The organism is Nesterenkonia salmonea (assembly GCF_005771525.1).
GTDB classification, from domain to species: Bacteria; Actinomycetota; Actinomycetes; order Actinomycetales; family Micrococcaceae; genus Nesterenkonia; species Nesterenkonia salmonea.
On the sequence record NZ_VAVZ01000060.1, the window covers coordinates 1 to 11,440 of the forward strand.

General features: G+C 61.9%; 14 protein-coding genes and 2 pseudogenes. 6 read left to right on the forward strand and 10 right to left on the reverse strand.

The window, feature by feature from the left end:
• Nucleotides 1-208: 208 nt before the first annotated feature.
• Complete coding sequence (locus FEF26_RS14500) at nt 209-631, reverse strand: RpiB/LacA/LacB family sugar-phosphate isomerase (RefSeq protein WP_138254253.1); 423 nt, start codon at nt 629-631, stop codon at nt 209-211.
• A 155-nt stretch (nt 632-786) separates the two neighbouring features.
• On the opposite strand from FEF26_RS14500, the gene FEF26_RS14505 reads away from it, so the two are divergent.
• Genes FEF26_RS14505 through FEF26_RS14520 form a run of 4 tightly spaced genes read left to right on the forward strand, consistent with a single transcriptional unit; the run spans nt 787 to nt 3,624 of the window.
• A complete protein-coding gene (locus FEF26_RS14505; RefSeq protein ID WP_243730610.1) occupies nt 787-1,533 on the forward strand; it encodes an SDR family oxidoreductase in 747 nt (248 codons plus the stop codon).
• Nucleotides 1,534-1,538: 5 nt separating this feature from the next.
• Nucleotides 1,539-2,123, forward strand: a complete 585-nt coding sequence (locus tag FEF26_RS14510; protein ID WP_138254255.1) for a TetR/AcrR family transcriptional regulator — start codon at nt 1,539-1,541, stop codon at nt 2,121-2,123.
• Nucleotides 2,120-3,133 carry an NADPH:quinone oxidoreductase family protein gene (locus tag FEF26_RS14515; protein ID WP_243730611.1) on the forward strand — a complete coding sequence of 338 codons (1,014 nt, stop codon included), beginning with the start codon at nt 2,120-2,122 and terminating at the stop codon, nt 3,131-3,133. The genes FEF26_RS14510 and FEF26_RS14515 overlap by 4 nt, the downstream gene beginning before the upstream one ends.
• A 14-nt stretch (nt 3,134-3,147) precedes the next feature.
• The gene (locus FEF26_RS14520) at nt 3,148-3,624 is read left to right on the forward strand and encodes an SDR family NAD(P)-dependent oxidoreductase (RefSeq protein ID WP_138254256.1); all 477 of its coding nucleotides are present in this window, start codon (nt 3,148-3,150) and stop codon (nt 3,622-3,624) included.
• Here FEF26_RS14520 and FEF26_RS16170 read toward each other — a convergent pair.
• The 7 genes and pseudogenes from FEF26_RS16170 to FEF26_RS14545 form a co-directional block, all read right to left on the reverse strand.
• Nucleotides 3,505-3,828 (reverse strand): annotated as a pseudogene (locus FEF26_RS16170) (AMP-binding protein); the annotation flags it as partial. The gene FEF26_RS14520 and the pseudogene FEF26_RS16170 overlap by 120 nt on opposite strands.
• 10 nt (nt 3,829-3,838) lie before the next feature.
• Nucleotides 3,839-4,357: pseudogene (locus FEF26_RS16175) on the reverse strand (AMP-binding protein); the annotation flags it as partial.
• 61 nt (nt 4,358-4,418) lie between these two features.
• Nucleotides 4,419-5,576 (reverse strand): acyl-CoA dehydrogenase family protein, encoded by a 1,158-nt coding sequence (locus tag FEF26_RS14530; RefSeq protein ID WP_138254258.1) that lies wholly within the window; start codon nt 5,574-5,576, stop codon nt 4,419-4,421.
• A gap of 3 nt (nt 5,577-5,579) precedes the next feature.
• Complete coding sequence (locus tag FEF26_RS14535) at nt 5,580-6,626, reverse strand: phosphotransferase family protein (protein WP_138254259.1); 1,047 nt, start codon at nt 6,624-6,626, stop codon at nt 5,580-5,582.
• A gap of 93 nt (nt 6,627-6,719) precedes the next feature.
• Entirely contained in the window at nt 6,720-6,899 is a 180-nt protein-coding gene (locus FEF26_RS16180) for an acyl-CoA thioesterase (RefSeq protein ID WP_243730612.1), read from the reverse strand.
• Complete coding sequence (locus FEF26_RS16185; protein WP_243730613.1) at nt 6,881-7,120, reverse strand: acyl-CoA thioesterase; 240 nt, start codon at nt 7,118-7,120, stop codon at nt 6,881-6,883. Before FEF26_RS16185 ends, FEF26_RS16180 begins: the two co-directional genes overlap by 19 nt.
• A gap of 25 nt (nt 7,121-7,145) precedes the next feature.
• On the reverse strand, nt 7,146-7,766 hold the full coding sequence (locus FEF26_RS14545) for a QsdR family transcriptional regulator (protein ID WP_138254260.1): 621 nt from the start codon (nt 7,764-7,766) through the stop codon (nt 7,146-7,148).
• Between the two features lie 89 nt (nt 7,767-7,855).
• Here FEF26_RS14545 and FEF26_RS14550 point away from each other — a divergent pair, with 89 nt between their 5' ends.
• Together FEF26_RS14550 and FEF26_RS14555 are read left to right on the forward strand one after the other, a co-directional pair.
• Entirely contained in the window at nt 7,856-9,079 is a 1,224-nt protein-coding gene (locus FEF26_RS14550) for an acyl-CoA dehydrogenase family protein (RefSeq protein WP_138254261.1), read from the forward strand.
• A gap of 8 nt (nt 9,080-9,087) precedes the next feature.
• Nucleotides 9,088-10,305: an acetyl-CoA C-acetyltransferase gene (locus FEF26_RS14555; protein WP_138254262.1), complete on the forward strand. Its 1,218-nt coding sequence runs from the start codon at nt 9,088-9,090 to the stop codon at nt 10,303-10,305.
• A 120-nt stretch (nt 10,306-10,425) separates the two neighbouring features.
• Here the strand turns inward: FEF26_RS14555 and FEF26_RS14560 are convergent, their stop codons facing one another.
• Nucleotides 10,426-10,905, reverse strand: a complete 480-nt coding sequence (locus FEF26_RS14560; protein ID WP_138254263.1) for a MaoC family dehydratase — start codon at nt 10,903-10,905, stop codon at nt 10,426-10,428.
• Nucleotides 10,902-11,440: SDR family oxidoreductase (locus FEF26_RS14565; protein WP_138254264.1), on the reverse strand; the 539-nt coding region annotated here is incomplete at its 5' end. The genes FEF26_RS14565 and FEF26_RS14560, both read right to left, overlap by 4 nt.

Consider the following 11,440-nt stretch of genomic DNA (forward strand, 5'->3'; position numbering starts at 1 on the left):
ATCCATATCGGAGGTCTCCGACTACTGCACGGACCATTCACAACGTGTCGAGGAACTACACCTAGCCAACAATTGGGGCTGCAATGGCCTCGGAGTGACCGCTGTTCGGCACCACCCCAAGCGCGCACATAATTCAAGATCCTGAATGGTCTCGACCTCAGTCACCTTGCCCCACCGCAGTGTCATGAATCCTGCAGACGACGAACTTCTACTGATCCGGCTCAGGCATCGCAGTGGCTAACCATTCGTTGACTAACTCAACTGCGGCAGCGGCAGCGATGACTTCTGAGCCCATACACAACACTTGCGCACCGTTGCGACTGACCGCAGTCCGAACAGAGTGAAGGTCGTGGGCAGTCACAGCGTCCACTCCCTCAACCTTATTGGCCATCAATGTCACACCGAGGCCATTGCCGCAGAAGAGCAGACCGCGGTCCGCGCGTCCTTCCGCCACATGCTGAGCCACACTTGTAGCCGCCTTGGCGTAGTGAGCATCAGCGTCTTCAGGCCCATCCGCCCCGACGTCGAGCAGCTCGCTGACAAGCCGGTGGGCTGTGAGCTTCTCTGCGATAACAGCTTTCAACGGGTAACCCGAAAGGTCCGACCCCACCGCGATCCGCATCGGGCTCATCAGTCGTTCTCCTTCGCTCAGAGTGTTAACACGCTGTTAGCAGACAACGCATGTGTGATTGCCGAGCCTACTGGTTCCCTGACGACTGTTGGGCAAAAAGACGGGCTGAATGCTACTATTCACACATAAAACCGACCAGACGGTATGGAGGGGCTGTGCAGAGATTCGACGGCAGAGTGGCGCTGATAACCGGTGCCAGCAGAGGTATCGGCTTGGCCACAGCTCACCGCCTCGTTGCGGAGGGCGCCTCTGTAGTGCTCACCGGACGCGGCCAGGCCGCATTGGATGAGGCAGTCGCGGACCTCGGTGCAGAGCGAGCATCCGCGGTAGCGGGCAAAGCCGATGATCCTGACCACCGAGCTCACGCGATCGCCCATACCCTCGATCGGTTCGGGCGGCTGGACCACCTGGTCAACAACGCCGGCATCAACCCCGCATACGGTCCCGTACTAGAAACAGACCCCGATGTGGTGCGAAAAATCTTTGAGGTCAACCTCCTGAGTGCTTTCGAATGGACACGAGACACCGTCGCGGCAGGACTGCAACGCTCAGTGGTCAACATAGCCTCATTCGCCGGCACAACAGCCAGCCCCAACATAGCCTTCTACGGCGTCTCCAAAGCAGCGCTGATCAACCTCACACAACAGCTTTCTTACGAATTGGCCCCCTCGGTGCGGGTCAACGCCGTCGCTCCAGCAGTCGTAAAAACACAACTGGCCCGAGCGCTCTACGAAGGACGAGAGGACCAGGCTGGCGAGGCCTACCCCCTGCGCCGACTCGGCGAACCCGAGGATGTTGCCGGGCCGGTGGCTTTCCTGCTATCCGAGGACGCCTCCTGGATCACCGGACAAACGGTAAAGATCGACGGCGGTGCAAGCATCGACCCTGGGGGGTCAGACTAGAGACCATGAAGAACTCAAATGTTGCCGACCGAGTCACCCGCGTGGCCGTGGAGCTTTTCGCCACCCAGGAGTTTGCCAACACAAGTGTCCTGCAGATCGTCGCGGCTGCAGGTGTGACTAAAGGCGCGATGTACCACTACTTTCAGTCCAAGGACGACCTGCTCTTCGGAATCTACGAACGCATGCTGTCGCTGCAGCGTGCTCACCTGGAGACGACCCTGGAAAAGGGCGGTCCCGCCGATAGTGTCCTGCGAGACGTCTGCATCGACGTCATTGAGACATCCATCGACTTCCTCCCCGAAGGCACCGTGTTCTTTCGGAGCATGCACCTGCTGAGCGAGCCCAGGCGCGCGGAGGTCACCCGGCGGCGTCGTGAGTACCACGATCGCATCTCATCCCTCATCGAGCGTGGTCAGGACGAAGGGTCGTTCCGGACTGACATCCCCCGATCAGTGCTCATCGCACACTTCTTCAGCGACGTGCACTACCTCTCACACTGGTACTCCCCCGATGGACCAGAGACTAAGAGTGAGGTTGCCCAGCAGCTCACGGACCTGTTCCTCAGCGGCATCCGGAAGGAAGCACAATGACCGATTCATCCATTCCTCACACCATGCGCACATGGCGGGTCACCGACCACGGTGAGCCGGAGGACGTCATGCGCTTGGACGAGGTCCCAGTGCCCTCCCCCGGACCCGGCGAAGTACTTCTGCGGGTGAGGGCCGTAGCCGTCAACTTCCCCGACGTCCTGCTCGCACGAGGCGAGTACCAGGTTCAGCCTGAGCTCCCATTCACTCCCGGGATTGAGCTGAGCGGGGATGCAGTGGCACTGGGTCAGGGGGTGGACCGCGTAGCGCTGGGGGATCGGATTGTGGCATCCGAGATCGGCGTGCTGTCTGAGTATGCCGCGGTGCCCGCCTCGGGCGTGCGTTCTGCTCCAAATTCCCTGAATGATGCCCAAGCGTCCGCCCTGACTATCGCCTACCAAACCGCGTGGTTCGGACTTCACCGTCGAGCCCAGCTTCATCGGGAAGAGACGCTGTTGGTCCATGCTGCAGCTGGTGGAGTCGGCACCGCCGCAGTCCAACTCGGTGCCGCAGCAGGAGCGCGGGTCATCGGCGTCGTAGGTTCTCCCGCGAAGGCAGAGACGGCGCGCACCGCGGGCGCTTCAGAGGTCATCGTGCGTTCGGAGATTGGTGGTGGTCTTGCGAAGCTAGTCAAGGAGCTCACGGGAGGAGCCGGAGCTGATGTCGTCTTCGACCCTGTCGGCGGGTCGTCGTTCGAGCAGTCCACCAAGTGCATCGCCTTTGAGGGGCGCATCGTCGTGGTCGGCTTCGCCAGCGGCGAGATACCAACAGCCCGGGCGAATCACGCACTGGTGAAGAACTATGGAGTCCTTGGTCTGCATTGGGCTCTCTATCAGCAGAAACTTCCCGACCTTGTCGACGCAGCCCACGAAGATCTGGTGAAACTGGCTGACTCAGGCTCCATCACGCCGGTTATTGACGACGTCGTCCCATTCACCGAGGCCCCAGCTGCTATCGCACGGCTGGCCACCGGTGACACCGTGGGCCGCGTCGTGGTCGCGGTCGGCGACTGAGCCTGGCAGGGAAGATGGCAGAACACCAAGGGCCGAATCTCGCCGGTTCCGTGGCACTCGTCACGGGTGCAGCCCGGGGACTCGGCGAGGCCTATGCACGCGCGCTCCACGCCGCAGGCGCCTCAGTGGTGATCGCCGACATCCTAGAGGAGCAGGGCCTCGCGCTGGCGGAGGAGCTTGGCGAACGCGCTCGATTTGCGCACCTGGATGTCACTGACGAGCAGGCCTGGGACCAACTGGTCGAGGAAACGGTTGCCGACTGGGGCAAGCTCGACGTGCTGGTGAACAACGCTGGAATTGCAAACTCGGCACCGATTGAGTGCGGCTCCGCCCGACACCGCGTAGCGCAGGGGTGGTCGAGCATCGCTGCGCTTGGCGGCCTCCAACATCCCGACGTACATCGTGGGCACTGCGGTGAATACCGTCGCACGGTAGGAGTCCAGCTGGGCCAAGACCTTGTCGGGGTCAAATGCGGGAAGCAGAATGATTGAGGCTCCGCAGCGGAAGGACATGTTCATCACCGCCATCTGCCCAAAGGCATGAAACAGCGGAAGCCCTCCGAACACGACGTCGTCCGGGCCGAGGTTGAAGGCATCGATGAGCGAACAGTGCACCTGCTCGACTCCGGAGACGTGAGAGACCACGGCCCTTGGGCTGGCCGGTGGTGCCGCTGGTGTACAGAATCGTTGCTGCATCCGTGGGGTGTACCGGCAGGTGCCGAACAAGAGGGTCCGCGACTTCAGCTTCCGCTTCGAGGCGCGGATACTTCACATCTGGATCATCTGAGGGAGGCTGAAGCACCATGAGCAGCGGGAGATCTGCTGCCTCTGCCGCGGGCCCTGCTTCAGCCAACATCGGCGCAGCGGCGATCACCAAGTCAGCTTCGCTGTCCTGGAGCACGTATTCGATCTCACGTGCTTTGAACAGCAGGTGGACTGGCACGACGACGGCGCCCAGACTCAGCACAGCGAAGTAGACGCGGGGGAAGTCGGGCACGTTGGGCACGATCATGGCCACTCGCGAGCCGCGACCGATGCCGCGGGCCCTCAGTGCGCCGGCGTAGGCACAGGTCTGTTTCCACAGCTCGCCGTAGGTCACCGTCGATCCTGCGAAGTGCAGGGCGGGACGCTCGGGGAAACGGCGGGCGGTCTCGGACAGGAGACTGGCCATTGACAGGGTGGCGAAACCGGGACCGTCAACAGCTTCGTCTGGTCGTTTCGTCATAGTGTGTCCTCTTTTCTCATCATCGAGTAGAACTTTCTTCAGGCCTGCACAGCGGGCCTGTTCAGGGGCGGAGTTCTGCCTTTCCAAGTGACGACAGGTGGACCTCGTCGGGCCCGTCAGCCAAGCGCAGTGCGCGAGCTGCGGCAAAGATCTGGATCACTCGGTCCAGGATGCGCTGGGCGGCTCGGGGAACTGCGATCTTGATGGACTGGATTTCAGCCATTGCCTGCCGATTCCCGACCGTGTCCATCAGCCACGCTGTTTTGAGCACCAGCAGCCGCAGAGATTCCAGCTCAATGCGTGACTCAGCTATCCATTCACGCACGACACCCTGCTCAGCAAGCGGACGCCCGAAAGGGCTGCGCTGCCGCGCGCGACTGCCAGCCAGAGCCAGCGCCCGTTCGGCCATCCCCAGAGTGCGCATGCAGTGGTGGATTCTGCCGGGTCCGAGCCGAGCTTGGGCAATCGCGAAACCCTCACCCTCACCACCGATGACATTCTCCGCCGGCACCCTCACCTGGTCGAACACGATCTCTGCGTGCCCCCCGTGGTCGCGGTCGTCATATCCGAACACTGTCAGTGGGCGGACAATCCGCACCCCGGGTGTGTCACGTGGAACTATGACCATCGACTGCTGACGGTGTCGAGCTGCCTCCGGATCCGTTTTGCCCCTCACGATCAGCAGCTCGGCCTCCGGATTCATCGCGCCAGTAGCCCACCACTTGCGGCCGGTGATGACGACTTCGGAACCCTCCCGACGGATCTGGGTGGATATCTGTGTGGCGTCCGAGGACGGCGCCTCAGGTTCGGTCATGCAGAACGCGGAGCGCATACGGGCGTCCAGCAGCGGCTCCAGCCAGTCACGCTTCTGCTCTGGAGTGCCGAAGTCTGCAAGAAGCTCCATGTTGCCGGTGTCGGGAGCCGCGCAGTTGAAGGCCACAGGCCCCAGCCGCTGACTCCAGCCTGTGATCTCGGCCAGTGGTGCGTACTGCAGATTGGTCAGTCCTGCGCCACCTTCGCTGGGAAGAAACAGGTTCCACAGACCGTCAGCCCGGGCACGCGTGCGCAGTTCGTCAACGATGGGGCGGAATGACCAGTCATCGGGGGTGTCGGCAAGCTGTTCATCGAGAATGGGCTCCGCCGGCAGCACATGGTCATCGATGAAGGCCCGAACGCGTTCGGCGAGGTCGATGGTGTATGGATCGTGCGCGAAGTCCATAGTTCAGCTCCTGAGGGCGTTGAGATGGGACAGGCCGTCCTCGGCCAACGGCGCGACCAGCTCGCCTATATGGTCGAATCCCGCGCCGACGGTTTCTCCGGAGCGGTAGCGGAAGTGAACACCTTCGAGAATGACGGCGAGCTTATAGGCGGCGAAAGCTCGGTACCAGGAGAGGTCACCGATCTGGATCCCTCTGCGCGCAGCGTAGGTGTCGACGAGCTCTTCAAATTCGGGATATCCAGCGCCGGGCACGATCGAGCTCTGTGCCATGGGGCCATCAATCAGGGAGCGGATCTGCCAGTAGAGGCCAAGGATGCCGAGGTCCACTAGCGGATCACCGAGAGTTGCCATCTCCCAGTCGAGCACGGCTGTCACTTTCGGCTCGTGCTGATCCTCAGTGACCAGCACGTTGTCGAGCCTGAAGTCGCCGTGCACGATAGCGTGCGCTGGGCTCTCGGGCCGCCCGACGCTGAGCTGGTCCTGCAGCGTGTGAAGCTCCGGCTGAGGTCTTGACTGCGATGCTTTGAGTTGTCGGCGCCACGTTGCCAGCTGCCGGTCAAGATAACCATCAGGTCGGCCGAACGATTCGAGCCCCACATCAGAAGGAACAACGGAATGAAGGTCTGCCAGGATCTCGGCGAGCTGAATGCCCAAACCGTGCAGCGCACCAGAGGTGAATCCGCGGTTCTGCTCCGGGGAGGACAGAACAACACCATGTACGTATTCCATGAGGAAGAACGGCGTACCGGTCACCTGTTTGGCCTCAGCGTCGTCGACGACATCCACAGTCGCTGGGACTGGAACCGGTGAGTCATGGAGCGCGTGGATGACCCGATGTTCACGGTGCATGTCGTGGGCGCTGGAGAGCACGTGCCCCAAAGGTGGACGGCGCAGGACTAGGGGGCGTGCGGCGCCGTCGATGCGGTAGGTGAGGTTGCTGCGTCCCCCGGCGATCACGCTGGCACGCAGCGCTTCACCGGCAAGCTCTGGGTGAGCGACTTTGAGCCAGCGGGTGAGTCCCACACTGTCGAGGCCCGGCACATCAGTCATGAACAACCTACCTTTCGTGAGACTGCTCACATTAGCATACCGGTTGGTCGGTTTGTTGAACTGAGGCGTCGCTCCTCCCCTGAGCTGGACGCCTCAGCTGCGCAGGTCGGCGAGAGCCTCGCTGATGCCATGAGGAATGGGCACCGGCCTGCGCGTGGTCGCATTCACAAAGACATGGGTGAAGGACCCCACGGCGATCACTTCTGACCCGCCGGAGCGCATAATTCTCAGCTCCCAGGTAATGCTGGTCCGCCCTACTCGACCCACCCCCACTTCAACCGCCAGCTCTTCTGGGTAGGCCGCCGGCGAACGGAACTCGCAGCTGGAGGCGACACAGAGCCCATCGTCTCACCGGCGGGGTCTAGGCCGGCCGAGCGGATCAGCCAGGTGTTGATGGCTGTGTCCATGGCCTCGTAGTACACGGTGTTATTCATGTGCCCGTACTGATCGTTGTCATTCCAACGCAGCGGAAAGACGTGGCGAGCTGGGGGCATGAAGTCTCCTCAGATATCGAGCGTGTCAGTCGACACGCAGCATGTGGTTGAATGCGGCCCGAGCTTGATCAGTACTCGGTGCCTCTCCGGCGATAAGGTCCGCGTAGGTGAAAGATTCAGAGACTCTCACCAGCAGGTAGGCCAGGGCATGGTGAGTGAGGGCGCCGATGCCCTCGTCATCGCCGAGCCGCGTCAGGAGCAGCCACTCCACGGTGGCCACGTAGCGCTGCTGAATGGGACTTGCCGCAGTCGTCAGCAGACGCATAGCGCGCGCGGGCTCACGGCGCAGAAACGTGCGGAAGTACGGCGCTTCGATGAGGTCCTGTGCAAAGTGGCTCAACAGAGCGGCCAGGGGGGCAGGGCCGGGTTCCACGGAGACCGCCTGCTCGGCCTGCACCAGTGTGGGCACGGCCAGCGACCAGAGGACTTCCGTCAGAAGAGCATCGCGATTTCCGACCCAGCGAAACAACGATGTCCGGTCAACGCCGAGCGAGGCGGCAAGGCGTCCCATATCTATTCGCTCACCCTGCACGAACGTTTCCCGAGCCGCGACGAAGGCGCGCTGCGCATCAACATGCTCCGCGGCAAGCTTCTTCGACAGGGGCGTTGGTGCCGCTTTCAGCCCCACTGATCCAATATCCGACATAGCCGTAGCGTAGCGGCTCGAGCACACAGGGGTGCAACATTCTGAAAAATGATGCACACTAGTGTCATTCCCTTATGAATGGAGGAACAATGTCGTTCACTGTTGAGGCAACCCCAACTGCCGACACGCTTACTGAGCCGATCCCGCTGCTTGAGTCCGACTTCTACGGGTTCCAGAACCTGCTGACGCCGCGACAACAGGAGTCAGTGCAATCCGTGCGGGAGTTCATGGAGCGCGAGGTCCGGCCGATCGCAGATGACTACTGGGAACGGGCCGAATGTCCGATCCACCTCTTCGAACCCTTCGCCAAACTTGGAACGATGGGCGCCGGCTGGAAAGAGACCTCCACACTGGAGTCCTCTGCGGTCCACCGTGGATGGATCGGTATGGAGCTGGCACGTGTTGATTCCTCGTTCTGCACCTTCATCGGAGTATCCAGTGGCCTGGCGATGACCTCCATCGCCGTTGGCGGGTCTGACGAGCAGCGAGCCCACTGGCTGCCGAAGCTAGCCGATGGTTCAACGATCGGCGCCTTCGGGCTCACTGAGCCCTTGGCGGGTTCCGACACAGCCCGCGGCATGCGCACCACTGCCACGCGCGAGGGCGATACCTGGGTCCTCAACGGTGCCAAACGCTGGATCGGCAATGCCACCTTCGCAGACGTCGTCGTGATCTGGGCCAAGGACACCGCCGATGACCAGGTCAAGGGGTTCATCGTGCGCGCAGGGACTCCCGGTTTCACTGCCACGAAGATTGAGCGCAAGCAGTCGCTGCGGATCGTCCAGAATGCTGACATCACCCTCGAGAACGTCGAAGTGGCAGAGAGTGATCGACTGCAGAAGATCGACAGCTTCCGCGACCTCGCCAAGGTCCTGCGCATCACTCGCGACGGCGTGGCCTGGCAGGCGCTGGGAACGATGATCGGCGCCTACGAGGCTGCACTGACATACGTGGGTCAGCGCGAGCAATTCGGCCGACCGATCGCTTCTTTTCAGCTGGTGCAGGACAAGATGGCCACGGCCATCGCCAACATCACCGCCAGCCTAGGCATGTGCGTTCGGGTCTCCCAGATGCAGGATGAGGGCACTCAGCGCGATGAGCACGCCGCCATGGCCAAGTCATTCGTCACGACGCGAATGCGTGAGACGGTGGCGCTGTGCCGTGAGGTTGTTGCGGGTAACGGCATCGTCCTCGACTACGGAGTGGCCCGGTTCTTCGCCGATGCAGAGGCCGTCTACACGTTCGAGGGCACAAAAGACATGAATCAACTCATCGTCGGACGGTCCATCACGGGCCACTCGGCGTTCGTCTAAGGAGAGAAATGCCTGAGGCATATATTGTTTCTGCCGTCCGGTCTCCCATCGGGCGCGCCTATAAGGGGTCTCTGAAAGACCTCAGATCTGACGATCTCGCCGCCAGCACAGTGCAGGCCGCGTTGGACAGTGTGCCCGGATTGGACCCCGCACGGGTCGAGGATCTCATCCTCGGCTGCGGCCTCCCCGGTGGATACCAAGGGAATAACCTGGCACGGATCATCGCGGTGCTGCTGGGCTGGGACAACGTCCCAGGCACCACGGTGACGCGCTACTGCTCATCCAGCCTGCAGTCGACTCGTATGGCCTTCCACGCCATCAAATCGGGCGAAGGCGACGTCTTCGTCTCTGCCGGTGTCGAGTCGGTCAGCGGCATGACGGCTGGATCCAGTGATTACATCCCCAACGTCGACCTCACGAATCCAGTCTTCGCCGACGCGACTGCGCGGACGAAGGAACGCTCCAATGCCGGAGCCGCACGGTGGACCGATCCGAGGCTAGAGGGAAAACTGCCAGACGCGTACATCGCTATGGGGCAGACGGCAGAGAACGTCGCCGGGCTCTATGGGATATCTCGGGAGGAACAGGATGCGTTCGCTGCTCGCAGTCAGCAGCGCACTGAGCAGGCCGCAGACTTCTGGCAGCAGGACATCCGGCCAGTCACTCTGGCAGACGGAACCGTGGTGACCAGCGATGACAGTCCACGGGCCGGGACCACTGTGGAAAAGCTGGCGGGTCTGGACCCGGTCTTCCGTCCCGACGGCACCGTGACCGCCGGAAATGCATGCCCTCTCAGCGATGGCGCGGCTGCTCTGGTCATCGTCTCCGACCGCATCGTCAAAGAACTCGGACTCCAGCCCCTGGCGCGCGTAGTCTCCACGGGTGTCAGCGGACTGTCTCCTGAAATTATGGGGCTCGGCCCTGTAGATGCGAGCCGGTCGGCACTCGCCCGAGCAGATCTCGATATCAAGGATATGGATCTTGTCGAGATCAATGAGGCCTTTGCCGCTCAGGTCATCCCCTCGGCGCGCGAGCTGGGTGTCGAGGAGGAAAAGCTGAACGTCAACGGTGGGGCGATTTCAGTCGGCCATCCCTTCGGCATGACTGGCGCCAGAATGACCTCCACGCTTATCGGCGGATTGACCCAGACTGGCGGACGCTACGGTCTGGAGACCATGTGTGTCGGCGGTGGCCAGGGCATGGCGATGGTGATCGAGCGGATGTGAGGACTCTCCCGCAGAAGTGACCCAGCAGTAGGAGGGGCCGCAGCCAACCAGATGTGTTGACTGCGGCCCCTCCTACTCCGGCTTTAGGCCGCTCAGGACCATCGAGTTGGGAGATTCAAGTTACTGCTCGGGCACGTATATCGAGACTGTCTCCGCCACAAGTGCGGGCTTAGAGGACCCTTCCAGTTCGATGGTCACTGTTGAGTTGACGCGGGTCCCGAGCGCCGTATCCTCTACAGCGTTGAGCTCGGTGGTAGCGCGCACCCTGGAACCGGCATTCACCGGGGCGATGAACCGCACCTTGTCGAGTCCGTAGTTCATCGCCATCGACACCTGTCCCACTTCAATCAGGGAAGCAGCAAGGTGCGGCAGCAGCGAGAGGGTCAGATATCCGTGCGCCACGGCCGCCCCGAAGGGCCCTGAAGCTGCGCGCTCTGCGTCCAAGTGAATCCACTGGTGGTCCAGTGTCGCGTCGGCAAAGAGCTGGATGCGTTCCTGGTCGATGGTGAACCATTCACCAGTTGCTGTGTGGCCTACGGACTCGGCCAGTTCCCCCGGTGAGGCGGCGGAGATCACTCCTGGGCGGTCTGTTGAGCTCATGCCACCGGCCCTCCTGCCACGTAGAGAACCTGCCCGGATGTGAATCCAGCCTCTTCGGAGCAGAAGAAGGCTGCTGCGGCAGCGATGTCCTCGGGCACTCCGGGACGCCCCACAGGAATCTGGGCAGTGGCTGCTGCGACGAAATCGTCAAACTCCATACCCACACGCTTCGCCGTTGCGCGAGTCATATCCGTCTGAATAAAACCGGGAGCTATGGAGTTGGCCGTGATGCCGAACCTGCCCATCTCTGCTGCCAGAGTCTTAGTCAGCCCCTGCATTCCCGCTTTTGCTGCAGCGTAGTTCGCTTGGCCTCGATTGCCCAGTGCTGAGGTGCTGGACATGTTCACGATGCGTCCCCAGCCGGCATCGACCATGTGCTTCTGCACAGACCGTGTCATAAGAAAGGCGCCACGAAGGTGCACCGACAGCACGTCGTCCCAGTCCTCACCGCTCATCTTGAACAGCAAGTTAGAGGTTGCGCGGGTAGGCGGGGTGTCGTTGGTTCCCGCGCTCGGGTGTGTCGCTGCAGGCTGAC

Excerpts from the sequence above, each read along its gene's own strand:
- FEF26_RS14555 (WP_138254262.1), top strand. The coding sequence starts at position 9,088 with ATGCCTGAGGCATATATTGTTTCTGCCGTCCGGTCTCCCATCGGGCGC.
- FEF26_RS14515 (WP_243730611.1), top strand. The coding sequence starts at position 2,120 with ATGACCGATTCATCCATTCCTCACACCATGCGCACATGGCGGGTCACC.
- FEF26_RS14500 (WP_138254253.1), bottom strand. The coding sequence starts at position 631 with ATGAGCCCGATGCGGATCGCGGTGGGGTCGGACCTTTCGGGTTACCCG.
- FEF26_RS14520 (WP_138254256.1), top strand. The coding sequence starts at position 3,148 with ATGGCAGAACACCAAGGGCCGAATCTCGCCGGTTCCGTGGCACTCGTC.
- FEF26_RS14510 (WP_138254255.1), top strand. The coding sequence starts at position 1,539 with ATGAAGAACTCAAATGTTGCCGACCGAGTCACCCGCGTGGCCGTGGAG.
- FEF26_RS16185 (WP_243730613.1), bottom strand. The coding sequence starts at position 7,120 with ATGCCCCCAGCTCGCCACGTCTTTCCGCTGCGTTGGAATGACAACGAT.
- FEF26_RS14530 (WP_138254258.1), bottom strand. The coding sequence starts at position 5,576 with ATGGACTTCGCGCACGATCCATACACCATCGACCTCGCCGAACGCGTT.
- FEF26_RS14560 (WP_138254263.1), bottom strand. The coding sequence starts at position 10,905 with ATGAGCTCAACAGACCGCCCAGGAGTGATCTCCGCCGCCTCACCGGGG.
- FEF26_RS14550 (WP_138254261.1), top strand. The coding sequence starts at position 7,856 with ATGTCGTTCACTGTTGAGGCAACCCCAACTGCCGACACGCTTACTGAG.
- FEF26_RS14535 (WP_138254259.1), bottom strand. The coding sequence starts at position 6,626 with ATGACTGATGTGCCGGGCCTCGACAGTGTGGGACTCACCCGCTGGCTC.
- FEF26_RS14545 (WP_138254260.1), bottom strand. The coding sequence starts at position 7,766 with ATGTCGGATATTGGATCAGTGGGGCTGAAAGCGGCACCAACGCCCCTG.